This window comes from Nocardioides seonyuensis (assembly GCF_004683965.1).
GTDB lineage: Bacteria > Actinomycetota > Actinomycetes > Propionibacteriales > Nocardioidaceae > Nocardioides > Nocardioides seonyuensis.
On record NZ_CP038436.1, the window covers coordinates 1,647,782 to 1,670,223 of the forward strand.

The following is a 22,442-nucleotide window of genomic DNA, read 5'->3' on the forward strand; positions in this document are numbered from 1 at the left end:
CCTCACCCGCGGACCTGCACCTCGGCGATCGTGCCGCGGAAGCCACCGTCCACCTCGGGGAGCGAGGTGAGCCAGACGGTGACGTAGCGCCCGGAGACCGCCTCGTCGAGCGCGACGGTGAGGACACCCTCTCCCAGGGCCGTCCCGACGGGAGTCAGGTCTGCCACGCCCGTCGGCGGCGTGCCCGTGACGTAGACGGCGACCGCGGTCTCGCCACCGACCGTGGTCACCTCGATCTCCCTGACGCCCTTGGTCGCCCCGAGGTCGAGGACGAGGCCGACGCCCGTCTTCAGGCCGGCGGGGCCGAAGTCCTGCTTGTAGGTCGAGGTCCGCCAGACCGTGCTCGGGTCACCGTCGAGGGCCAGCGGCACCAGCTCGGGGTACTCCTCGCGCGGCGGATCGCCCTGGGGGTCGAAGTCGGTGGCGGTGATGTCGGTGAAGGGCTGCGGCGACGCAGGGCTCTGCGAGGTGCCGGTGCTGGGCGCGGGCGGTTCGGGATCGGGGTCGGGCAGTCCGAACTGGTAGGCGGCGACCGCGGCGACCAGGATGAGCGCGAGCAGGCCGACGATCATCGCCAGCCGGATCCAGGAACGGCCGGGCACGCGGTCATCGGGCTCGTCGAAGGTCTCCTCGACGCCCCATGACCCGGTGCCCCACGACCCCGTGCCCCACGACCCCGTGTGGCCGGCCGCGTGGATGCCCGAGGAGGACTGTCCGGCGCTGGAGGAGTCCCAGGGCCAGAACCCCGAGTCCGCTGGGGCCGCACGAGCCCCGGGCCGCGGCCTGCGTTGCGGCTGACCCTCCGGGGGCTCGGGTGCGAAGAGCGGCTTGGCGGGGATCTCCTCGAGCGGCGGCGGGGGAGCAGGCTTCTCGCTCCGGGCGCGCAGCCACTCGACGTCGTCGGAGTCGTCGTGGAACACGGGCATGCCCGCCTGGGTCGGCAGGTCCGCGCTGGCGGCCGGGGTGGGCGCCTGGGGCGGCGCCTTCGCGGGGGCGGGCGGCTCCACCGGTCCCACGAAGGTCGTCTGCTGCTGCGCATCGGTCGGGGGGTCGGTCGGCGGGACGGCGGTGCCGTGGGCCGTGCCGTTGCCGACGGGCGTCGGGTCGCCCAGGAACTCCAGCAGCACCTCGCAGATGCCGAGGGCCGTCGTCAGGTCCTGCTCGAACTTCGGGGAGCGGGCGAGGCCGACGGGGTTGAGCACCTGGTCGCACAGGGCGTCCAGGGGACGGGGGATCCCGGCCCGGACCTGACGCGGCCGAAGCACGTGTCCGTGGGCCAGGGGCGCGGGTGGCATGGCGGACTTCGAGACCCCGGGCCACTTGCCGGTCAGGGAGAAGTAGAGCAGCGAGACCAGGTCGGTGACGTCCGCGGAGCGTCGACCCGGAGGAAGGCCCATCAGCGCCGCGTCCACCCCGAAGCCGATGATGCGCACGTGGCCGTGGTCGTCGATCAGCACGTTCTCAGGCACCAGACGGCCGTGTGCGAGGCCCTTGTGGTGGGCGTGCGCGAGCGCCTCGGCGACCTCGGACACCAGCCAGGCGACCTTGCGCGGCGGCTGGGGGCCCTCGCGCTGGATCAGGATGTCGAGCGAGACGCCCTGGCCCCACTCGTTGACGACGTAGCACGCGTCGTCGGCGACCTCGGCGTCGAGCACGCGCAGGATCCGCCGGTCGGAGAGCGGGCCGACCAGCCGCGCCGCCTCCACCAGGCCGTCGGCCCGTTCGTCGTCCCGGGGGATCACGTGGACTGCGACCGGCCGGTCGAGCACGGTGTCGGTGGCGCGCCAGAACCGCCCGCCGCGACTCTCCGTCAACAGGTCTTCGAGGCGGTAGCGGTCGGCAAGGAGCTCGCCGGCCTGCATGGCTCCCGGCACCGCCCACCTCACTTCGCTACCCCAGGCCGCGCACCGCGGCCCCCTTCGACCATCGTAGGGACTATCGCGCTCGCGAGAGGCGTGCCGCGACGGTGTCGAGAAGACTGGTGACCTCGCGGACGTGCAGGGTGCGAGCGCCCAGGAGCACGACGACTCCACCGACGAGGCCCGCGACGCCAGCGCGCAGCATCGCCACGGCGGGGTGCGGGTCCTCCCCGAGGCCGGCCATCGCCCACAACGCGACCCACGTCGCGCCGGCGGCGAGGGCGAGCACGACCGCCATCCGCACCAGGAAGCGGACCAGGCGTCGCACGTGCAGGCCGCCGAGGGTGCGACGCAGCACCCAGAAGCTGATGGCCGAGCCGACGACGTACGACGACAGGTAGGCCACGACCAGCAGGGGGGCGGTCTCGGCAGGAGGCCGCGAAGGCACCAGCGCCAGCGCGACCGTCACGTTGGTCACCGACACCGCCACCTGGATGAAGAACACCCGGCGGGTCTGCTCGAGCGCGTAGAAGCCGCGCAGCATGAGGTAGTGGACGGTGAAGAAGACCAGGGCGGGTCCGAACATCGCGATGGTGGGGGCGAAGAGATCACCCTCGCCCGCGCCCCAGCCGAAGAGCGCGGTGGCCACGTCGGGGGCGAGCAGCGGAAGCAGCACGGCGAACGGCAGCACCAGCGCCAGCGCCGTACGCATCGTCGACGCCAGGATCGCGCCGACCTCACCGAGCTCGCCGTCGTGGGCGAGGCGGGAGAGCCGGGGCAGGACCGCGGTCGCCAACGAGACGGTCACCACGGAGTGCGGGACCATCATCAGGAGCATGCCGCTGGAGTAGACGGTGTAGCCCGTTCCCTCGCCCCCCGCGGCGGTCCCGCTCGAGGCGAGCTTGACGACGACGAGGTAGGCCAGCTGGGTCACCACCACGAACAGGACCGTCCACACCCCGAGGGAGAGCGTGTGCTTGAGCTCGGGGTCGCGGAAGTCGAACCGTGGACGGTAGGTGAACCCCGCGCGGCGCAGGTAGGGCAGCAGGACGAGGAGCTGGGCGACGATCCCCAGCGTGGAGCCGAGACCCAGCAGCACCTCGGGCCCGGTGTCGAGGGCGTCGTACCGGGTCTCCTCGGTCGCCGTGCCGTAGACCAGCAGATAGGTCAGGAGCATCGCCACGGCGATGACGTTGTTGGCGATCGGCGCCCACATCATCGGGCCGAAGCTGCCGCGCGCGTTGAGGATCTGGCCGACCAGGACGAACATCCCGTAGAAGAAAACCTGTGGCAGGCACCAGCGGGTGAGGTCGACGATCGACTCCAGGTGGTCGGCCCGGTCGGGTTCGAGGAACGCGGAGTCGAGATAGAGCCGCAGCAGCACCGGTGCGACCACGACGAGGAGGATCGTGACGACGCCCAGGAAGAGCGCCGACAGGGTGATCACCCTGCTGGCGTAGGCGTCACCTCCGTCCAGGTCGTCCTTGATGCGGCGGACCAGCTGCGGGACCAGCACCGCGTTGAAGATTCCGCCGGCCAGCAGGATGTAGACCATGTTGGGCAGGGTGTTGGCGATCGAGAACAGATCGGCGCGGAGCACGCCACCCAGGGCCGCCACGAGCAGGACGCTGCGCAGGAAGCCCGACAGCCGGGAGACCACCGTGCCGGCGGCCATCACCGCCGAGGACCTGAGGATGCGCTGGTCGGTCACGCGTGCGCCGACCGTGCTTCGCGGGCGGCCCGACGCACCCGTCGCCACAGGCGCAGCGCGATGGCGCCGAAGAGCAGGACCGCTCCCACGGCCATGGCGAGCCAGATGAGGCCACTCACCTGGGCGGCCCGGATCGGCAGCTCACGCGAGGAGCCGAGGGGCGTGCCCTCCTCGCTGGTGAGGAACAGCCGCACGGTGTGGACACCCGGACGCGTCGTCCTGGCCTGGAGCCTGGCCTGGGTGCGCGAGCCGGCCGCGAGCTGGCGTACGCCGGTCCCGTCGAGGCTGATCTCGTCGTCGGACGCGACCCGGAGGGCCACCGTGACGGGCTGGTCGAGCCCGTTGGTGAGGGTGACCCCGAACGGACCGCTGTCGCTCGACAGCGTCACGGCCGTGGGGTAGCGGGTGTCGATCCGGATGCTGTCCAGCTCGTCGCGCAGGAACTCCTCGATCGCGGCCGCCGAACGGGCGGCCTCACGTGGTCGCCGACGACGCTGGAGGGAGAGCGTCGTGAGTGCTTCGTCGAGCACCTGCTGCTCGACCGTGGTCTCGAGGGTGAGGACCGCCTCCATCACCGACGCGGCGTCGGTGAGGTCCTCGGCGCGGGCGAAGTTGTCGGCGTCGAGCTCGGCGGCCGCGTCCTCCTCGGTGTAGACCAGGGAGGCCGCGGACGACGCGGTGGCCTGCCCGCTGGCCAGCTCCGTCGCCGTCACCGGCTCGATCCACGGCTGCTCGAGCGCGTCGAGCAGCGTGCCGGCCTGCTCAGCCCGCCATGACGGGGGGAGGACCAGCACGAGTGGCTGACCGGTGCGGTCCGCTCCGGCCTCCGGCAGGCGGAGCGCTGCCTCGCTCACCAGGCGCTGGCGTACGGCGAGCGGGTCGGCGCCGTCGGTGGGTCCGGGGCCGCCGGTGGCGGCGCCGGTGCTGGTGACGAGCACGCGATGGCCGAGCAGCCGGACCAGCGAGGTGTCGGACTCAGGGGGGACGGAGAACGCCGTGTCGCCGAGCATCACGGTGGTGCCGGGCTCGACCACCGCAAGGCCCTCGGGACTCATCAAGCCGTTCACCGGTGCGACGACGGGGAGGTGCGCCAGCTCGAGCGACTCCATCACGGCGCGGCTGCGCTCGACGGCCTGGGTGTAGCGGTCCGGGGCGAGCCGCGCCGCCGCGGCGACGTCGAGGTCGCCGAACGGCAGCGCCAGCACGTCAGCGGTGCGGGCCTCCTGGAGGAACCGGGCCATCCACGTCCGCGCGAGGTTGGCCAGCGCGAGCTCCTCCTCACCCAGCTCGGAGTCCGGGGTGGGAGGGGTCGTCGTCGCGACCGGGGGCACGACCGGCGTGCCTCCGGTCCCCTCCTCCTCCGGAGGCGGGGGTTCCTGGCCCGGCACGGTGGGGTCGGGGGCCAGCGTGCGGGGCGGGTTGCCGATGGTCAGGCGGCTGATGGCGACGAGGACCGCGGGATCCACCACCATGCTGTGGGGAGTGGCGCCGGCCTGCTCGGCCGCGTCGAGGAGTGCGTCGTACCGCCCGCCCTCGGCGAGAGCACGGCTCCAGCGTCCGGTGCCGGCCAGCCTCCCGTCGGGCGAGTGCCGCACCGGCCCGCGCAGGGTGAGAACCACCGACACCGGCACGGTCGCCCGTGGTCGCGACAGGAACGGGATGAAGGTGCGCGCGCGACCGTCCGCAGCGGTGTCGCGAGGCACCGAGCTGTCGCCCAACGCGTGGACGCCGACCCAGTAGACGCCGCTCGACTCGAAGCCCAGCTCCGCAACCGGGACCGAGAGCGAGAACTCCGCGGTCTGCCCGGCCTCGAGCACGTCGACGGTGTCGAACGTGCCCGGCTCGGTGACGCGGGGACCGACGTCCGCGTGCGGATCGGTCTCGGCGGAGACGGCCAGCTGCGAGGCGTCGAGGATCGGGGACTCTGAGCCGAAGGCGTGGAGGTTGACCCGTGTCCACGGCTCCGCCGTCGTGTTGGTGACCGTCCCGGTCATCCGGACGCTGCGGCCCTCGCGAGCCACGGGCGTGATCGTGTCCAGGTGGACCACCAGGAGATCGGCGTCCTCGGCGGCGCCCGGCTGCCCGTGAGCCGTGGCTCCGGTCGCGGCCGTGACCAGCACCACCAGCGACGTCACCACCCCCGCCAGGGCACGGCGCAGCGAGGACGGGTCAGGCACGGGGCGACTCTAGTTGCTCCCTGGCAGTACCCCCCGGCCCGGCACGTAGACTCGCTCGTCGTGTCCGACGCGCCCCATCCCTCTCCGCAGCCTCCGCTCCACCCGCCTCTCCAGCTGGCGGAGGTCCAGCGCCGGGTCGCCGCCGAGCTGGACCGCCTCGGCCCCGTCATCGACGAGCTGGGGGCCCGGTTCGCCGACGCCGGCGAGGAGCTCGCCCTGGTCGGGGGTCCCGTGCGCGACGCCATGCTGGGTCGCCTCCAGAACGACCTCGACTTCGCCACGAGCGCGAGGCCGGACGTCACCGAGCGCCTCCTCAAGGGATGGGCCGACGCGATCTGGGACATGGGCCGGGACTTCGGCACCATCGGCGCACGGTTCGGCCCCTGGCAGGTCGAGATCACCACCTACCGTTCCGAGAGCTACGACCCCTCCTCCCGCAAGCCCGACGTCGACTTCGGCGACTCGCTCGCCGGTGACCTCGGTCGCCGTGACTTCACGGTCAACGCCATGGCGGTCAGCGTCCCGGGCCGGGTGTTCGAGGATCCCCACGGTGGGCTGCTCGACCTCGCCGAGCGGACCCTGCGCACTCCGGGCCGCCCCGAGGACTCCTTCTCCGACGACCCGCTGCGCATGATGCGTGCCGCGCGGTTCGCCGCCCAGCTCGGCTTCACCGTCGCTCCCGAGGTGGTGGCCGCGATGACCCGGATGGCGGGGCGCATCGAGATCATCTCCGCCGAACGCGTGCGCGACGAGCTGGTCAAGCTGGTCTGCGCGCCGCACCCGCGGCTGGGCCTGACCCTCCTCGTCGAGACCGGCCTCGCCGAGCACGTCCTCCCCGAGCTGCCGGCCCTCGCCCTCGAGCGCGACGAGCACCACCGCCACAAGGACGTCTACGAGCACACCCTGACGGTCCTCGAGCAGACGATCGACCAGGAGGAGCGCCTGGGCGGCGAGCCCGACTTCGTCTCCCGCTTCGCCGCCCTCATGCACGACGTCGGCAAGCCCCGGACCCGACGCTTCGAGAGCGGTGGGGTGGTGACCTTCCACCACCACGACGTCGTCGGCGCCAAGATCACCCGCAAGCGGATGCGGGCACTGCGCTTCGCCAACGCCGAGATCGACGCCGTGGCCAGGCTCGTCGAGCTGCACCTCCGGTTCCACGGCTACGGCTCCGGAGAGTGGACCGACTCGGCCGTGCGCCGTTACGTCCGCGACGCCGGCGACCAGCTCGAGCGGCTGCACATCCTCACCCGGGCCGACTGCACCACCCGCAACGAGCGCAAGGCGGCGCGGCTGCGTCGTACCTATGACGAGCTCGAGGCCCGCATCGCGCGCCTGTCCGAGGAGGAGGAGCTCGCCGCGATCCGGCCCGACCTCGACGGTAACCAGATCATGTCGATCCTCGGCATCGGTCCCGGCCGCGAGGTCGGCGAGGCCTACTCCTGGCTCCTCGAGCTGAGGATGGACGAGGGACCGAAGTCAGCCGCCGAGGCCGAGGCCGCGCTGCGTCAGTGGTGGGCCGACCGCCAGGCCTGAGCGACCGGGCCGCGGTCGCCCGGCCGCAGTTCCTGCCGCCCCACCCCTAGTCTCTGGCGCATGGAAGAGCAGACCGCCACCCCGCCCCCGTCCGTTCCGACCTCCGGCGAGGCCCAGTCACCGGCTGCCGGTCACGAGGTCGAGCCCCTGCTCGAGGACAGCATCGAGATCATGGCGCCTGTCGAGAAGGTGTGGTCGCTCGTCTCCGACCTGCCGCGGATGGCGGAGTGGAGCCCGCAGGTCGTGCGCACCTTCCTCCGTGGCGGTCGCCCCGTGCGGCTGGGCTCGGCGATGGTGAACCTCAACCGACGCGGGCTCCTCCTGTGGCCGACGTCAACCAAGGTGGTGCGGTTCGAGCCGGCCGTCGAGGTCGCCTTCAAGGTCCGTGAGAACAACACCGTGTGGTCGTTCACGCTCGAGCCGATGGCAGGTGGCACGCGCCTCGTGCAGCGGCGGGAGGCGCCGCACGGCACCTCGCGGATCTCCCACGTCCTCGTCGACCGGGTCCTCGGCGGGCAGCGGATCTTCCAGCAGGAGCTCCGTGAGGGCATGAGCCAGACCCTCGGGCGCATCAAGGCCGAGGCCGAGGCCTGATCGGGGGATCCCCAAAAAGCAACTGCGGCCGTACGACGCCCCCGGATCGCTCCGGGTCGTCGTACGGCCGCAGTTCGTCGGCGACTCGCTGGAACCACTCCAGCGGCCGCCAGCGACTCACTCGCCGCGGATGAACTTCTCCAGCTCGGCGCGGCCGTCGTCGTCGGCCATCTGCACGGGCGGGGACTTCATCAGGTAGGCCGACGCACCGAGGATCGGGCCGCCGATGCCGCGGTCCTTGGCGATCTTGGCGGCGCGCACGGCGTCGATGATGATGCCCGCGGAGTTGGGGGAGTCCCAGACCTCGAGCTTGTACTCCAGGTTGAGCGGGACGTCGCCGAAGGCGCGACCCTCGAGGCGGACGTAGGCCCACTTGCGGTCGTCGAGCCAGGCGACGTAATCGGAGGGACCGATATGCACGTTGCGGTCATCGGCGCCGACGTCGGCGAGCGCGCCGGTGAGGTTGGACGTGACGGCCTGGGTCTTGGAGACCTTCTTTGACTCCAGGCGCTCGCGCTCGAGCATGTTCTTGAAGTCCATGTTGCCGCCGACGTTGAGCTGGTAGGTGCGGTCGAGGGTGACGCCGCGGTCCTCGAACAGCTTGGCCATCACGCGGTGGGTGATGGTGGCGCCGACCTGGGACTTGATGTCGTCGCCGACGATCGGGACGCCGGCGTCCTCGAACTTCTTGGCCCACTCGGGGTCGGAGGCGATGAAGACGGGCAGCGCGTTGACGAAGGCGACGCCCGCGTCGATCGCGCACTGCGCGTAGAACTTGTCGGCCTCCTCGGAGCCCACCGGGAGGTAGGACACGAGCACGTCGACCTCGCGGTCCTTGAGCACCTGGACGACGTCGACCGGCTCGGCCGAGGACTCCTCGATGGTCAGCCGGTAGTACTTGCCGAGGCCGTCGAGGGTCGGGCCGCGCTGGACCTCGACACCGAGGGTCGGCACGTCGGTGATCTTGATGGTGTTGTTCTCGGAGGCGTTGATGGCCTCGGAGAGGTCCTTGCCGACCTTCTTGTCGTCGACGTCGAAGGCGGCGACGAACTCGACGTCCTTGACGTGGTAGTCGCCGAAGACCACGTGCATGAGGCCGGGGACGCTCCCGGCCGGGTCTGCATCCTTGTAGTACTCGACGCCCTGGATCAGGGAGGTGGCGCAGTTGCCCACTCCCACTACGGCCACTCGTACGGAACCCATGGGGGTCTCCTTGTCTGGTGTGTCGGAAACTTCGTGTGGTCTTGCGGTCTTGCTCAGGACTGTGGAGGTCGTGCTCAGGACTGTGCTGGTGCCTCCGGAGAGGCGGGGCGCTCGCCGCGCTCGGCCTGGATCAGGTCAGAGAGCCAGCGGACCTCCCGCTCGACCGACTCGACTCCGTGGCGCTGGAGCTCGGCGGCGTAGCGGTTGACCTCTTCCTGGGTGCGTTCGAGCTCGGCCTGGACCCGGGTGAGCCGCTCCTGGAGGCGGGTACGACGCCCCTCCAGGACCCGGAGCCGGATCTCCATGTCGGTGCGCCCGAAGAAGGCGAACCGGATGTCGAAGTTGTCGTCCTCCCACGCGGAGGGCCCGACCTCGGACATCAGCCTCTCGAACTCGGCGTGGCCTGCCTCGGTGACCTCGTAGACGATCCTGGGTCGCCTGGTGACCGCGGTCGTGGTGGTGACCTCGGACAGCAGCCCGGTGCGCAGCATCTTCTTCAGCGCGGGGTAGAGGGAGCCGTAGGACAGCACCCGACCCCAGCCGAGCATCAGGTTGAGCCGCTTGCGCAGCTCGTAGCCGTGCATGGGTCCCTCGTGCAGCAGTCCGAGGACTGCGAGCTCGATGGTGTCTCCACGGCGTGCCACGCGATCTATCGTAGCGATATATCCACTGAGCGTGAACTCCGGGCGAAACCATGAGTTCGAGCGCATGGTGCGTACTCTTGCCGCCGTGAGTGCCAAGAAGCGCAGGGCGTCGGGCCCGCCGGTGAAGCGGCGGCCGAAGAAGCCTCGTACGACCAAGGAGCGCCTGCGCAGCGCTGCCAAGACGGTCCTCGTCCTCGGTGCCGTGGGCGTGCTCGTGCTGGCCGGCGTCCTCGTCGTGCTCTACCAGGCGATCGGCATCCCCCAGCCCAACTCGGCGTTCCAGGCGCAGACGACCTTCGTCTACTACCAGGACGGCAAGACCCAGCTCGGCACCTACTACGAGGACCAGAACCGCGTCTCGATCCCTTACGACGAGATGCCGCAGACCATCCAGGACGCGGTGGTCGCCGCGGAGAACCAGACCTTCTGGAGCGACAAGGGCATCGACCCCCGCGGCATCCTCCGCGCGGCGTTCCAGAACGCCTCCCAGGGCACCACCCAGGGGGCCTCGACCATCACCCAGCAGTACGTCAAGATCCTCTACCTCACCAGCGAGCAGAGCTACGAGCGCAAGATCAAGGAAGCCATCGTCTCGCTGAAGATCCAGCAGCAGATGAGCAAGAAGGAAGTCCTGGAGGGCTACCTCAACACCATCTACTTCGGTCGCGGCGCCTACGGCATCCAGGCCGCGGCACAGGCCTACTTCGACAAGGACGCCCAGGACCTCAACCTTCGTGAGTCCGCCGTGCTCGCCGCGGTCCTCAACAACCCCAGCCGGTTCGACCCGGCTGGTGGGAAGGACGCCAAGGAGGAGCTACGGGTCCGCTACGACAACGTGCTCACCCAGATGGCGGAGATGGAGTCGATCACCGAGGAGCAGCGGGCCAAGGCGGCGAAGCGGCTTCCCAAGTTCCCCAAGATCGCGGCCCAGAGCCAGTACGGCGGCCAGAAGGGCCACATGCTCGCCCTGGTCAAGAAGGAGATCCTCGACCGCGGGATCGCCTCCGAGGACCAGATCGACGGCGGCGGCCTCCAGATCACCACGACCTTCGACCCCGAGGTGATGCGGGAGGTCGAGGAGTCGGTCACCGAGCAGCGCCCCGACGCCGGCATGCCCGGTGATCCCGGCAACGACGAGCTGCACGTCGCGGCCGCCTCGGTCGACACCAGCAATGGCGCCCTGCTCGGCTTCTACGGCGGTCAGGACTACCTCAAGTCGCAGATCAACTGGGCCGTCGCCGGCGGCATGGCCGGGTCGACCTTCAAGGCCGCCACCGACGTCGCCGCGATCCGCGACGGCTTCTCGCTCAACGACACCTTCGAGGGCAACAGCCCCATCGACATCGCCGGCACCGAGTTCGAGAACCAGGGCGACACCGACTACGGCTCGGGCGTCTCGATGATCACCGCGACCGAGAACTCCATCAACACCGCCTTCGTCGACATGGTCGACTCGATGGAGGACGGCCCGCAGAAGGTCATCCAGGCCGCGGAGGACATGGGCATCCCCGGAGCAGAGCCTGCCGGCTTCGGCATCCCGGACAAGTCGGTGGACATCCAGGAGAACGTCGGCGTCACCCTGGGCACGGCCCAGGTCAGCCCGATCAACATGGCCAACGCCTACGCCACGCTGGCCAACGGCGGCGTCCGCAACGACGTTCACGTGGTGCAGAAGGTCGTCGACCGGTCGGGGGAGACCCTCTACGAGGTCTCCGACACGAGCGAGCGCACCATCGACGAGGACATCACCTCCGACGTCACCTACGCCCTCCAGCAGGTGGTGGAGGAGGGCTCCGGGACCGAGGCGCTCGCCCTCGAGCGACCCGCGGCGGGCAAGACCGGCACCGCGACCAACGACGATGGCGACGTGACGTCGTCGTGGTTCGTGGGCTACACGCCGCAGGTCTCGACGGCGGTGATGTACGTCCGCGGCAACGGCCGCGGTCCGCTCGACGTGCCGAGACCCGACGGTGCCGACCTCTGGCTCCCCACCAGCTCCGACGGCAAGTCCGGCTACTTCGGCGGCAACTACCCCGCCAAGACGTGGACGGCGCTCATGCAGCGGGTGATGGAGGGCATGGAGGTCGAGGAGTTCCCCGAGCCGGCCTACGTCGACGGCGACGCCCCGGACGACGGTCACGAGTACACCCCGCCGCCGTCGCAGCCCTCGCCCACCAAGCGCCCCAGCAAGCCGACCAAGTCGCCGACGTTCGGCACCCCCACCGAGACGCCGACGGAGACCCCGACGGAGACCCCGACCGAGACCCCGACGGTCCCGCCGACCGTGCCTCCGACGGTCCCGCCGACCGTGCCGCCGACCGTGGTCCCGACGCCCACACCGACGCCCACGCCGACGCCCACACCGACGCCCACGCCGACGCCGACGCCGACCGCCACCCCCACGGCCTCGCCGCCTCCGTCGAGCCCGACTCCGACACCCACGTCCACGGCGACGCCGACTGCAGCCACGCCCGCCCGCTCGGGCGCGGACCGGCACTGATCCCGTGCCTCCCGCCATGCGCGCGGACGACGCCCCGACGCAGGTCGACCCGGTCGTCGCGACGCTGAGCGAGGTGGTCGGCGGGCCTCTCGGCAGCCACGCGGGGCACCATCCCTGGTGGTCCCCCCAGCGGGTGCTGCTGGCGACGACGGCGGTCGTGCTCGCCGCGGGGATGGCATCGCGGACGGCCTGCGCCACCTCGTCGTGGTCGGGCGACACCCAGCCCTACGCCCGGTTGTGCTGGACCGAGCTCGCGGGCGTGCCTGCGTCCCGGGGCTCCGCGCCGTGGCCCGCGTCGGGCCTCACCCGGGCCGCGGAACGCCTCGCGGCCCCGCTGCCCGGAGGGGACCAGGTCGCCACGGTCGCGGTCCTGGGGCTCCTGCTCGCAGCCCTGGCGCTGGTGGCGACCGTGCTCCTCGCGCGCCTGGACGGCTCGAGCCCGTGGGCCGCGGCCGGCTGGGCCGCGGCGCCCGTGCTCGCGGTCCACTGGCTCTCCTGGGACCTCGTCGCGGCGCTCGGCGTGTGCCTGGTGCTGTGGGCCTGGACCGTGCGTGACCGGGGCACCCCCGCCCTCCTCGCCACGGCAGTGGGCGGGTTCCTCCTCGTCACCTTCGCCCATCCGGTGCTCACCACCTCCACCCCGGACACCGGGTCCGTGTGGCTGGTGCTTGAGCAGGCTGCCGGTGCGCAGCAGGGCAGGGCGGCGCGACTCGTCCTGATGGCCGTCCTCGTCGCGCTCGCCGCGGTCGCCGCACGGGTCGTCGTACGCCGGCACGAGCTCGACGGGGCGGCGGTCGCCGCCCGGACGGTGCTGGTGCCCGCAGTCGCGGTGCTGCTGCTGGCGCCGTCGGCTCCGCCGGAGGCGGCGCTCCTGCTGCTGCCGCTGGCAGCGGCCGCCGACCTAGGCTGGCGCGACCTGCTGTTGTGGCAGGGGTGCGAGCTCGTGTCGTGGGCGATCACGGGGTGGTACCTCGCCGGGCTGCTCGCCCCGAGCGACGGGGGTGACCCCCGTGCCTACTGGGTGGCGGTCGTCATCCGGTGCGCCGGCCTGATCTGGCTGGCCGTGGCCGCGCTCCGGGCTCGCGCCACTTGACGTCGACCCTGTCGCGCGGGCTGACGTCGAGCCTGTCGCTCTACTTGACGTCGACCCTGTCGAAGTGGGTCGCGGTGAACCGCACCCTCACCTCGACGTCCTCGCCCACCTGGGGCACCCGCGCCCCCTGTGGGAGGAAGAGCATCGAGGCCTGCATGTGGGGCGGCTCGGCGAAGAGGCGCTGCTTGCCGTCCAACGAGAACGGCGACCGCACGAAGCCCACGGCGTCGAGGCCGCCCCTGGCGATCGTGGCCGCGCGGGAGCGCAGCGACTGGTCGCCGGTCGGAGCCTCGAGCCCGATGCCGTGCGCGGTGCCTCCGCTGACCACGACGAGGTGTCCGCCCTTGGGTGCGGACCGGCCGCGGTACCCGAACGTCTCACCCCGCTCGAGGGCGTGGACGTCGAGGACCGTCGCCGTCACCCGCAGGGCACCGCGGTCGCCCAGCCACAGGTCGGTGCCGATCCGCGGCCGGATAGTGAAGTCGGGGTGGCTGGCCCGCAACCGCGCGAGCTCGTCGGGGGTGAGGTGGCTGACGAGGACGGTGCGGGTGGTGGCTCCGGTCGCGACCACGTCGTTCAACAGGCGCGTCACCTCGCCCACGTGGGACCCGGCGCGCAGCGGCAGGTGCTGCGCGACCCCGACCAGGCCGCGCAGGCGACGCTGCGCGACCACGCCCACTGCCTCCTCGAGCTCGCGCCGGGTCATCCCGTGGCGCCGCATCGAGGTGAGCTGCTCGAGCACGAAGCGTGCACCCGGGTCGCGGTCGGTGAGCTCGACCAGGTCGTCCAGCCGGCTGACCGTGTGGACGAGGCGAGCAGCCACGGTCGAGGGCGCGTCCTCGGCGGCACCCCGGGGCCGCCACGGCGTCAGGACCAGCACGTCGCCGTGGAAGCGGGTCGCGACGTCGGCGACCTCGGAGTAGGTGCCGACAGCCAGCAGGTCGACCGGAGGCGCGGAGGGCTCGAGGTGCTCGGAGAGCCACTGGGTACGACGGGCCAGCCGGCCGACGCCGAAGCCGTAGCCGTTGCCCTTGGCCACCGGGACGATCCCGGGGTTGCGGCCGACCACCTCGAGCAGGTGGCGACGCCAGCGCTCCCCGTCGACGGTCAGGGTCAGGGTCACGACGACCGCCGCCGGAGGTAGAGCTCGAACGCCTTGTAGAGCGGCTTGTTGAGGGCGAGGTCCCACTCGCCGGCGTACTCGACGGCCTCGCCGCCGGTGCCGACCTTGAACTGGATGAGGCCCATGTGGGGGTCGTCCGGATCGAGGGTCTCGGTGATGCCGCGCAGGTCGTAGACGTGGGCGCCGGACCGGAGCGCGTCGCGGATCATCTCCCACTGGACCGCGTTGGAGCCGCGCACCTCGCGCTTCTCGGTGGAGGAGGCGCCGTAGGAGTACCAGCTGTGGGTCCCGACACGGATGGAGATGGTGGCGGCCACCAGGTCGTCCTCGTGGTGGGCGAGCCAGAGCGTGAGCCGGTCGTCGGCCTCGCCGTTGAGGGCGTCGTACATCGTCTCGAAGTAGGAGCGCGGGCGCGGCGTGAAGTGGTCGCGCTCGGCGGTGTGGGCGTAGAGGTCGTGGAACGCGGCGAGGTCGGCGTGGCTCCCGCGCGTCACCTCAACCCCTGCCTTGGCGGCCTTCTTGATGTTGCGCCGCCACAGCTGGTTCATGCCCTTGAGGACGTCGTCCTCGCTGCGGGGGCTGCCGTCGCCGTCGACCAGCGGGATCTGGAAGTTGAACTGGGGCTGGCCGGCTGCGAAGCCCCCCTCGACAGCCTGGGGCCGCCAGCCGAGCTCGTGCAGCTGCGACACCACTCGCGCGCCGGTCTGCGACCGCTCCGAGGGAGGTACGTCGCCCAGGCGACGCACCGAGTCGTCGGCGATCCCGGCCTTCACCTGCTCCGCCGACCACCGGCGGGTGACGACGGGCGGACCCATCCGCACGGCGAAGGCACCACGCGCGCGGAGGTGGGCCGTCAGCGGGGTGAGCCACGCCCCGAGGTCGGGGTCGTCCCAGTCGATGACGGGTCCCTCGGGGAGGTAGGCGAGGTAGCGCTTGACCTTCGGCAGCTGGCGGAGCAGCACGAGCCCGGCGCCGCAGAGCACGCCGTCCCGGCTCCAGCCCACGGACTCGGCGCGCCACTCCGGCTTGACCTCGGCCCACGCGGGCGTCTGCAGGAAGCTCGCCCAAGGGCGGCTCTCGACGAAGTCGCGGTGCTCCTGCGTGGAGATGGTCCGCACGGTGAGTGGGGCGGTCGGGGAAGAGATGGGGGAAGGGGTGGTCTTGCGGGGGCTGGACACAGGGCGAGGCTACAAGGGGCCAGACGCACCCCCCGCGCGCGTCTGGCCCCTGCACACAGGAGACGCATCGACCGGGGAAATGGTTGCGACGGTGTCGAAGTACAACGTTTCGTCTTGCTTTGGTTGGGATAGTCCCTAGGAACCACTAGGAATAGCCCATCTGGGGGGTGTGCCATCCCCCATTCGGGCAATACTCCCGTGACGCGTGGGCGTGACCTAGCCGCCTCCTCGTCGTTTATCACCCTTGCCACCGAAACCCGGTCGGTCAGCCCCAACGGAGGAGCCCCACCATGTCTGCCCCGCATCGCGCCACTCGAGCCCGCAGCAGCCTGGCTGCTGTCGCGGCCCTCGTCCTCGGGTCTACCTTCGCCGCAGCCGCCGTGCCGGCGTTCGCAGTGCCCGGCAACGGCAACGGCAATGCCGGGGACCCCCGCGGCAACAACGGAACCGTGAAGATCGCCCCCTACGGCGAGATGGACGGCATCCCGCAGAACACCCCGCACGTGGGATGCGTCTTCCAGGTCGAGTGGTACGGCTTCGACGAGGGACCCGGGATCATCTCGCAGGTCACGTTCGAGGAGCAGGCACCCACCACCGGTGTCGGCATGACCGTCAACGGACCCTCGTCCGTCTTCGTCGGGGATGACCCGCAGAGCGGCGCCGGCACCGACTCCGGCCACGACGGCACGCAGGTCTACACGCTCTCCTTCACCGGCGCGCCCCACGCACAGCAGGGCTACCACGTGAAGCTCACGATCAACACTCCCGGCTCGCAGGGCGCCGACGTCAAGCACAAGGTCTTCTGGGTGGAGGGCTGCAACCCCCCCACCCCGACCGAGACGCCGACCGAGACGCCCACCGAGAAGCCGACCGAGAAGCCGACGGAGAAGCCGACGGAGAAGCCGTCCGAGACCCCCTCGGTGACCCCCTCCGTCACGCCGTCCGTGACGCCCAGCGTCACCCCGGAGGTCACGCCGTCCGTCACGCCGACCACCGAGGTGGCGCCGACGACCGCCGTGTCGCCGACCACGACTCCCACCCCGGAGGTGCTGGGTGAGGAGGAAGAGGCCGAGCAGCCCCAGGTCGAGGCGCCCGAGGCCGAGGTGCTCGGCGTCCAGGCATCTGCCCCCCAGCCGCAGAAGGCTGCCAGTGCTCCTGCCCAGGCACCCGCCGCTGCCCTGCCGCTCGCAGTCGCAGCCGGGAGCGACGCTGCCGACGAGGCTGTCGCGGCCGGCCCCCTGGCCGAGCAGGACGAGGCCACCCGATCGCTGATGGCCATGCTCCTGGTGCTCCTCAGCGGCGCCCTCGGTGGCGCGGCCTGGTACCGACAGGCTCGTGGCTGACCTGACCCGCGCACGGCGCGGCCGACGCCTCACCCACGTGGTGCTGGCGTCGGCCGTGCCCGCTCTCGTGCTCTCCGGGCTGGCACTCCAGCGCGGAGACGGCGGGGCCCCCCGCGCGGAGGACGTCCCGGCACCACCTCGGCTGCAGCCGATCAGCTCCGCTCCAGCCGCGGTCGAGACGCCCCCGCCACCCGGCGCTCCGCGACGCGTCCTGATCCCGAGCCTCGACGTGCGAGCCCAGGTCGACGCCATCAAGGCGGTCGACCGCACCATCGTCCCGCCGGCCGACCCGCAGCGCCTCGGCTGGTGGCGCGGCGGCGCTCGACCGGGCGACCCCGGCACGGCCGTCATCACCGGGCACACCGTCCACACCGGCGGAGGGGCGCTCGACGACCTCGAGGACCTGCAGCCCGGTGACGAGGTCATCGTGGCCGACGGTCGCACGCAGGTGTCGTACGACGTCACCTCGGTCCGGATCTACTCCACCGACGAGGTGGCGCGACAGCACCGCCGGCTCTTCAGGCAGGGCGGGGCCCCTCGCCTGATGCTGGTCACGTGCGAGGACTGGGACGGCGAGACCTATCTCAGCAGCGTGGTCGTGATGGCCGAGCCGCGCGAGGGCGACTGACCGAACGCTCCTGGTCCGTCACACCCGCTCGCGCAGCCAGGCGAAGTCGGCGAGGTGCTCCTCGGGACCACCCGGCGTCTCGCAGATGACCGGAGCCCCCGCCTCCCGCACGATGGCGGCGAACTCGTCCGGCGGGAGGTTGCCGGCGCCGAAGTTGGCGTGGCGGTCGGCCCCGGAGTCGAAGCTGTCACGTGAGTCGTTGGCGTGCACCAGGTCGAGCCGACCGGTGATCGAGCGCACCCGGGCCACGGCATCGCCGAGCTCGATCCCGCCGGCCCAGGCGTGACAGGTGTCGAGGCAGAACCCGACCTGCTCGCTGCCTGACGCCGCGCTGATGGCGTCCCACACCCCGGCGATCCGGTCGAGGCGGCGGGCCATGGCGTTGTCACCGCCGGCGGTGTTCTCGATCAGGAGGGGGATCTTGAGATCGGTGGCCTCGACCGCCTTGCGCCAGTTGTCGAAGCCCACCTGGGGGTCGTCGGACTTGTTGACGTGCCCGCCATGGACGACGAGACCCTTGGCGCCGATCTCGGCGGCGGCGTCCATGTGCTGCTGGAGGAGCTTGCGGCTGGGGATGCGGATGCGGTTGTTGGTCGTGGCGACGTTGATGATGTAGGGCGCGTGGACGTAGAGGTCGACGCCGGCTGCTGCGGCCGCCTCACGCAGGGCCACGGCGCCTCCGGGGAACCTGATCTCTGGACCCTTGTAGCCCTGGGGGTCTCCCAGGAAGAACTGCACCAAGGGGGCTTGGCGCGCCTGCGCCTGGGCGACCGGGTCGGCCTGGTCGACGTGGGCTCCGATGCTGAGGCTCATGGCGCCCACGATAGGCGCGCAGACCGACACACCTCACCGCACGACCGCCACCAGCACCGCGAGGCTGACTGCGATGACGACGCAGAGACCCGCCACCGCCGCCCAGCCCCACCAGTCGGTGTGTCGGCGGGGGGCGGTGCCGAGCCGGTCGGGCACCGCTGGCCCGGCCTCCGCGGGGATGTCCAGCCGCCGCAGCAGGCGCAGCGCGGCCTCGGCGGTCGCCAGCCGGTGCTCGGGGTCGGGCACGAGGAGCCGCTCGATGAGCGGGCGCAGCGGATGCGACGGCAGCGGGTCGTCCTGGGGCGCGATCTGGCGCGTCGCCGTCTGCCCGGTCACCATCTGGAGGACGACCCGGCCCACGGCGTAGAGGTCCTGGCACGGGTCGGGTGAGGCGCCCCGAGCCTGTTCCGGTGCCATGTAGCCGTCGGTGCCGATCGCGCCCGGGACCGTCGTGAACCGGCGGTCCGCGATCGGGCCCGCGACCCCGAAGTCGCCCAGTCTCAGGTGTGGCCGACCTGAGCCCGTCGCCTCGAGCAGGAGGTTGGCGGGCTTCACGTCACGGTGCACCAGTCCGGCGCCGTGCACCGCGGCCAGGCCCAGCAGCAGCTGCTCGACGAGCACGGCTGCGTACCCGGCCGGGAGCGGCCCGTGCTCGCGCAGGAGGTCGGCGACCGAGCCCCCGGGGACGAGGTCCATCACGAGCACGACCAGGTCGTCCTCGGCCGCCCAGCCGGTCGGTGCCACGACGTGCGGGTGGCGGATGCGGATCGCCTGCTCCCTGACGAAGCGGGCCAGGAGGGCGCCGCTGTGCTGGCCCAGCACCTTGACCGCCACGTCGGACCCGGTCCTCTGGTCGCGTGCCCGCCACACCGACCCCATGCCGCCCATGCCGATCTGCTCCTGCAGCACGTAGCGTCCGGCGACCACGGCCTGGCGCCGCGAGGCGTCGGCACCCGGGAGGCGTGGAGTGGTCACGACCGCCGACGCTAGCCGGGGGCGGCGTCGTACGTCCGGCCCATCCACAGGCGGCCCCAGGCGGTGGGCGGTCTGGACCACTGGCTTGCCGGGCCCCGGGCCGTCCGACATCCTCGCCCTGGTCGGCGCCTGCCACGGGGGCCGCGAGACGGGAGCCCCGATGTCCGAGCACGACCCTGAAGCCACCACGCCCGACCCGAGCACCCGCTCGACCCCCGACGCCGCGAGGGCCGCCGAGGCACTCAAGGGTGCTGACAGGCTCGACCTCGCGACCGTCGCCGCGGGCCTGGTGGCGTTCGTCGCCTCGCTGATGCCCTACTACACCGTGTCTGTGAAGGGCTTCGGCGGCGACTCGGCCACCGCCTGGCACGGATTCTTCGGGTGGTTCGGTGCCGTGTGCGCCCTCGCCGCCGCCATCGTGCTGGTCCTGAAGATCGTGGGCATCGCGCTCCCCGTGCCGGTGCGCACCCTCGTCCTGGGCCTGTTCGGCCTCGCCACCGCCTGCACGATCCTCGCGCTCTTCGTGTTCCCAGGGGGCGGCTGCGACGACGGCACGTTCATGGCTGACTCGGTGTGCGACATGATCGACCAGGGCCACGGCATCGGCTACTGGCTGGCGCTGCTCAGCGTGGGTGCCGGTACGGCGCTCGCGGCGATGCGGCGTGGCGCGGAGTGAGCCGATAGTCTTTCCCGGTTGCCTCGCGGCAACGAGTTCCACCCACACGGCCCGCGACCAAATGTCGCAGCGCCGTGACGCACAGCCCTCCTGCCACGGAACGTCCGTGGCCGCCAAGCCCAGAGGAGGTGGAGACCGCTATGCGTGCTTATGAAGTCATGGTCATCCTCGAGCCCAGTCTCGACGAGCGCACCATCGAGCCTTCGCTCGACAAGTACCTCAACGTCATCCGCAAGGACGGTGGCTCCGTGGAGTCCGTCGACGTCTGGGGACGTCGCCGGATGGCCTACGAGATCCAGAAGAACGCCGAGGGCATCTACGCCGTCATCACGCTGTCGGCCGAGCCCGCCACGGTCAAGGAGTTCGCCCGCCAGCTCGGGCTGAACGAGTCGATCCTCCGCACGAAGGTCATGCGTCCCGACGCACACTGACCACTCGGCCCGCACGGGCCTGTGGAAAGACCTTCCCGCTGTCGGCGCTCCACGCTTTGATGGAGCCTCACAGCACCCGGACAGATCAACCTGAGGAGACCTGACATGGCAGGCGAGACAGTCATCACGGTGGTCGGCAACCTCGTCGACGACCCGGAGCTGCGGTTCACCCCCTCGGGTGCTCCCGTGGCCAACTTCCGGATCGCGTCGACGCCGCGCACCTTCGACCGTCAGACCAACGAGTGGAAGGACGGCGACGCGCTGTTCCTCTCCTGCTCGGTGTGGCGCCAGGCGGCGGAGAACGTCGCCGAGTCCCTCCAGCGCGGCATGCGGGTGATCGTCCAGGGCCGGTTGAAGTCCCGCCAGTACGAAACCCGCGAGGGTGAGAAGCGCACGGTCTTCGAGATCGACGTCGACGAGATCGGTCCCGCGCTGAAGTACGCCACGGCCAAGGTCGCCAAGACCACTCGCCAGAGCGGCGGTGCCGGCGGTTACGGCGGCGGTGGCGGTGGCGGTTACGCCGGCGGAGGCGGCCAGCAGGGCGGGCAGCAGTCCGCTCCGGCCGACGACCCCTGGGCCACCCCCGGCGCTCCGGCGCAGGGCGGCGGCGGCTGGGGAGGCCAGCAGGGCGGCGGTCAGCCCCAGGGCGGGCCCGCCAACGACCCGTGGGGTGCCCCCGGCGTCGGCGGCGCCGAAGAGCCCCCGTTCTGATCCGAAGTTCCAGAGCAAGACATCCACATCCATTCCGTCCCTGAATGCCTTCAGGGCCGGGCTCACTGAAAGGGAGCACCACAATGGCCAAGGCAGTGATTCGCAAGCCGAAGAAGAAGGTTTGCCAGTTCTGCAAGGAGAAGGCGACCGGTGTCGACTACAAGGACACCACGCTCCTCCGCAAGTTCATCTCCGACAGGGGCAAGATCCGCGCCCGTCGCGTGACCGGCAACTGCGTCCAGCACCAGCGCGACGTGGCCATCGCCGTCAAGAACGCACGCGAGCTGGCCCTGCTGCCCTACACCTCCACCGGTCGCTGAGAGGGGAAGGACAACTCATGAAGCTCATCCTGACCCAGGAAGTCGACGGACTCGGCGCCCCCGGCGACGTGGTCGAGGTCAAGGACGGCTACGGCCGCAACTACCTCATCCCCCGCAACCTCGGCATCAAGTGGACGCGCGGCGGCGAGAAGACCATCGAGTCGATCAAGTCCGCCCGCGCTGCCCGCGCCGTCCGCGACGAGGGCCACGCGCAGGAGGTCAAGACCAAGCTCGAGGCCAACGCGGTCAACGTCAAGGTCCGTGCCGGTGCGGGCGGTCGCCTCTTCGGCGCCGTCACCACCGCCGAGATCGCCGACGCGATCTCCGCCACCTCGGGCGAGTCGGTCGACCGCCGCACCATCGTGGTCGCCAACCCGATCAAGACGCTCGGCGCGCACGACGTGTCGGTCAAGCTGCACGAGGGCGTGTCCGCTTCGGTCTCGCTCAACGTGGTGCCTGCCTGACGCATCCCGCTCGCGGCTCGTCGTCCCTCCGGGGGCGGCGGGCCGTTCGCCATTTCTGCCTCTACTGCGTGGGCTTCTCGCACAGGGACGGTGGCTGCGAGCCCCCGGAGTGGTACTCGTAGTCCTTGCCATCGAGGCGCAGGGTGATGCGACTGCCGTCGATGAGTGCCTGGGTGTACGACATCCCCGGCTGGGCGCAGCCTCGGCTCCCGTCGCGCCAGGTGACCTCCTCGCGGGCGACGAGGCTGATCGCCGAGGCGTCGACCCCCTGACGCTCGGCGAGGTCGGCGATGGCGTCGCGCACGACGGCGGGCTGGGACTCCTCGGTCATGGTCGCCTCCGGCTCCTCGGCCCTCTCGTCGTCTGCACGCTCGCCGCAGCCCGCCAGCGCGAGCAGCAGCGTGAGCGTGACGAGGGCCTTCATCTCTCCAGTGTGTCAGCGCAGAGAAGTCGGGGGCCAGCG

General features: G+C 71.4%; 21 protein-coding genes. 11 read left to right on the forward strand and 10 right to left on the reverse strand.

Features of this window, described 5'->3' with window-relative positions; all coding sequences use genetic code 11:
* Nucleotides 1-2: 2 nt before the first annotated feature.
* From EXE58_RS08105 to EXE58_RS08115, 3 genes are read right to left on the reverse strand one after another with little or no spacing between them, the layout of a single operon-like run.
* A complete protein-coding gene (locus tag EXE58_RS08105) occupies nucleotides 3-1,886 on the reverse strand; it encodes a protein kinase family protein (RefSeq protein ID WP_135267412.1) in 1,884 nt (627 codons plus the stop codon).
* Nucleotides 1,887-1,935: 49 nt separating this feature from the next.
* Complete coding sequence (murJ, locus tag EXE58_RS08110) at nucleotides 1,936-3,570, reverse strand: murein biosynthesis integral membrane protein MurJ (protein WP_244242486.1); 1,635 nt, start codon at nucleotides 3,568-3,570, stop codon at nucleotides 1,936-1,938.
* Nucleotides 3,567-5,747 carry a DUF6049 family protein gene (locus EXE58_RS08115; RefSeq protein ID WP_135267413.1) on the reverse strand — a complete coding sequence of 727 codons (2,181 nt, stop codon included), beginning with the start codon at nucleotides 5,745-5,747 and terminating at the stop codon, nucleotides 3,567-3,569. The genes murJ and EXE58_RS08115 overlap by 4 nt, the downstream gene beginning before the upstream one ends.
* Before the next feature lie 60 nt (nucleotides 5,748-5,807).
* Between EXE58_RS08115 and EXE58_RS08120 the strand changes: the two genes are divergently transcribed.
* Nucleotides 5,808-7,283 carry a CCA tRNA nucleotidyltransferase gene (locus tag EXE58_RS08120; protein WP_425271674.1) on the forward strand — a complete coding sequence of 492 codons (1,476 nt, stop codon included), beginning with the start codon at nucleotides 5,808-5,810 and terminating at the stop codon, nucleotides 7,281-7,283.
* Nucleotides 7,284-7,343: 60 nt separating this feature from the next.
* On the forward strand, nucleotides 7,344-7,877 hold the full coding sequence (locus EXE58_RS08125; protein WP_135267414.1) for an SRPBCC family protein: 534 nt from the start codon (nucleotides 7,344-7,346) through the stop codon (nucleotides 7,875-7,877).
* Nucleotides 7,878-7,994: 117 nt separating this feature from the next.
* Here the strand turns inward: EXE58_RS08125 and EXE58_RS08130 are convergent, their stop codons facing one another.
* Entirely contained in the window at nucleotides 7,995-9,080 is a 1,086-nt protein-coding gene (locus tag EXE58_RS08130) for an inositol-3-phosphate synthase (RefSeq protein WP_135267415.1), read from the reverse strand.
* 74 nt (nucleotides 9,081-9,154) lie between these two features.
* Entirely contained in the window at nucleotides 9,155-9,724 is a 570-nt protein-coding gene (locus tag EXE58_RS08135; protein ID WP_135267416.1) for a PadR family transcriptional regulator, read from the reverse strand.
* An 85-nt stretch (nucleotides 9,725-9,809) separates the two neighbouring features.
* Between EXE58_RS08135 and EXE58_RS08140 the strand changes: the two genes are divergently transcribed.
* Together EXE58_RS08140 and EXE58_RS08145 are read left to right on the forward strand one after the other, a co-directional pair.
* Nucleotides 9,810-12,224 carry a transglycosylase domain-containing protein gene (locus EXE58_RS08140; protein ID WP_167288749.1) on the forward strand — a complete coding sequence of 805 codons (2,415 nt, stop codon included), beginning with the start codon at nucleotides 9,810-9,812 and terminating at the stop codon, nucleotides 12,222-12,224.
* Nucleotides 12,225-12,240: 16 nt separating this feature from the next.
* Nucleotides 12,241-13,317 carry a hypothetical protein gene (locus EXE58_RS08145; protein ID WP_135267418.1) on the forward strand — a complete coding sequence of 359 codons (1,077 nt, stop codon included), beginning with the start codon at nucleotides 12,241-12,243 and terminating at the stop codon, nucleotides 13,315-13,317.
* 40 nt (nucleotides 13,318-13,357) lie between these two features.
* On the opposite strand, the gene EXE58_RS08150 is transcribed toward EXE58_RS08145, so the two are convergent.
* On the reverse strand, nucleotides 13,358-14,440 hold the full coding sequence (locus tag EXE58_RS08150; protein ID WP_135267419.1) for an alanine racemase: 1,083 nt from the start codon (nucleotides 14,438-14,440) through the stop codon (nucleotides 13,358-13,360).
* On the reverse strand, nucleotides 14,437-15,618 hold the full coding sequence (locus tag EXE58_RS08155) for a lipid II:glycine glycyltransferase FemX (protein WP_279638266.1): 1,182 nt from the start codon (nucleotides 15,616-15,618) through the stop codon (nucleotides 14,437-14,439). Before EXE58_RS08155 ends, EXE58_RS08150 begins: the two co-directional genes overlap by 4 nt.
* Nucleotides 15,619-15,908: 290 nt before the next feature.
* On the opposite strand from EXE58_RS08155, the gene EXE58_RS08160 reads away from it, so the two are divergent.
* Together EXE58_RS08160 and EXE58_RS08165 are read left to right on the forward strand one after the other, a co-directional pair.
* Entirely contained in the window at nucleotides 15,909-16,961 is a 1,053-nt protein-coding gene (locus EXE58_RS08160; RefSeq protein ID WP_135267420.1) for a hypothetical protein, read from the forward strand.
* Nucleotides 16,954-17,589 (forward strand): class F sortase, encoded by a 636-nt coding sequence (locus tag EXE58_RS08165; protein ID WP_244242487.1) that lies wholly within the window; start codon nucleotides 16,954-16,956, stop codon nucleotides 17,587-17,589. Before EXE58_RS08160 ends, EXE58_RS08165 begins: the two co-directional genes overlap by 8 nt.
* 18 nt (nucleotides 17,590-17,607) lie before the next feature.
* Here EXE58_RS08165 and EXE58_RS08170 read toward each other — a convergent pair whose 3' ends face one another.
* Together EXE58_RS08170 and EXE58_RS08175 are read right to left on the reverse strand one after the other, a co-directional pair.
* A complete protein-coding gene (locus EXE58_RS08170; RefSeq protein ID WP_135267421.1) occupies nucleotides 17,608-18,402 on the reverse strand; it encodes a deoxyribonuclease IV in 795 nt (264 codons plus the stop codon).
* Nucleotides 18,403-18,435: 33 nt separating this feature from the next.
* The gene (locus EXE58_RS08175; RefSeq protein WP_244242488.1) at nucleotides 18,436-19,377 is read right to left on the reverse strand and encodes a serine/threonine-protein kinase; all 942 of its coding nucleotides are present in this window, start codon (nucleotides 19,375-19,377) and stop codon (nucleotides 18,436-18,438) included.
* Between the two features lie 160 nt (nucleotides 19,378-19,537).
* Between EXE58_RS08175 and EXE58_RS08180 the strand changes: the two genes are divergently transcribed.
* The 5 genes from EXE58_RS08180 to rplI all read left to right on the forward strand — a co-directional run bounded on the left by EXE58_RS08180 (nucleotide 19,538) and on the right by rplI (nucleotide 21,979).
* Nucleotides 19,538-20,053 (forward strand): hypothetical protein, encoded by a 516-nt coding sequence (locus tag EXE58_RS08180; protein ID WP_135267423.1) that lies wholly within the window; start codon nucleotides 19,538-19,540, stop codon nucleotides 20,051-20,053.
* 140 nt (nucleotides 20,054-20,193) lie between these two features.
* A complete protein-coding gene (rpsF, locus tag EXE58_RS08185; protein ID WP_135267424.1) occupies nucleotides 20,194-20,484 on the forward strand; it encodes a 30S ribosomal protein S6 in 291 nt (96 codons plus the stop codon).
* A 105-nt stretch (nucleotides 20,485-20,589) separates the two neighbouring features.
* The gene (locus EXE58_RS08190; RefSeq protein WP_135267425.1) at nucleotides 20,590-21,195 is read left to right on the forward strand and encodes a single-stranded DNA-binding protein; all 606 of its coding nucleotides are present in this window, start codon (nucleotides 20,590-20,592) and stop codon (nucleotides 21,193-21,195) included.
* 83 nt (nucleotides 21,196-21,278) lie between these two features.
* Entirely contained in the window at nucleotides 21,279-21,515 is a 237-nt protein-coding gene (gene rpsR, locus EXE58_RS08195) for a 30S ribosomal protein S18 (protein WP_057322350.1), read from the forward strand.
* Nucleotides 21,516-21,532: 17 nt separating this feature from the next.
* Nucleotides 21,533-21,979, forward strand: a complete 447-nt coding sequence (gene rplI, locus EXE58_RS08200) for a 50S ribosomal protein L9 (RefSeq protein WP_135267426.1) — start codon at nucleotides 21,533-21,535, stop codon at nucleotides 21,977-21,979.
* A 61-nt stretch (nucleotides 21,980-22,040) separates the two neighbouring features.
* Here the strand turns inward: rplI and EXE58_RS08205 are convergent, their stop codons facing one another.
* The gene (locus tag EXE58_RS08205; RefSeq protein ID WP_135267427.1) at nucleotides 22,041-22,403 is read right to left on the reverse strand and encodes a hypothetical protein; all 363 of its coding nucleotides are present in this window, start codon (nucleotides 22,401-22,403) and stop codon (nucleotides 22,041-22,043) included.
* Nucleotides 22,404-22,442: the final 39 nt, after the last annotated feature.

What these genes read in the sequence shown, in the direction of transcription:
- EXE58_RS08125 (WP_135267414.1), top strand. Translation starts at nt 7,344, where the DNA reads ATGGAAGAGCAGACCGCCACCCCGCCCCCGTCCGTTCCGACCTCCGGC.
- EXE58_RS08130 (WP_135267415.1), bottom strand. Translation starts at nt 9,080, where the DNA reads ATGGGTTCCGTACGAGTGGCCGTAGTGGGAGTGGGCAACTGCGCCACC.
- EXE58_RS08145 (WP_135267418.1), top strand. Translation starts at nt 12,241, where the DNA reads ATGCGCGCGGACGACGCCCCGACGCAGGTCGACCCGGTCGTCGCGACG.
- EXE58_RS08160 (WP_135267420.1), top strand. Translation starts at nt 15,909, where the DNA reads ATGTCTGCCCCGCATCGCGCCACTCGAGCCCGCAGCAGCCTGGCTGCT.
- EXE58_RS08170 (WP_135267421.1), bottom strand. Translation starts at nt 18,402, where the DNA reads ATGAGCCTCAGCATCGGAGCCCACGTCGACCAGGCCGACCCGGTCGCC.
- EXE58_RS08180 (WP_135267423.1), top strand. Translation starts at nt 19,538, where the DNA reads ATGTCCGAGCACGACCCTGAAGCCACCACGCCCGACCCGAGCACCCGC.
- rpsF (WP_135267424.1), top strand. Translation starts at nt 20,194, where the DNA reads ATGCGTGCTTATGAAGTCATGGTCATCCTCGAGCCCAGTCTCGACGAG.
- EXE58_RS08190 (WP_135267425.1), top strand. Translation starts at nt 20,590, where the DNA reads ATGGCAGGCGAGACAGTCATCACGGTGGTCGGCAACCTCGTCGACGAC.
- rpsR (WP_057322350.1), top strand. Translation starts at nt 21,279, where the DNA reads ATGGCCAAGGCAGTGATTCGCAAGCCGAAGAAGAAGGTTTGCCAGTTC.
- rplI (WP_135267426.1), top strand. Translation starts at nt 21,533, where the DNA reads ATGAAGCTCATCCTGACCCAGGAAGTCGACGGACTCGGCGCCCCCGGC.
- EXE58_RS08205 (WP_135267427.1), bottom strand. Translation starts at nt 22,403, where the DNA reads ATGAAGGCCCTCGTCACGCTCACGCTGCTGCTCGCGCTGGCGGGCTGC.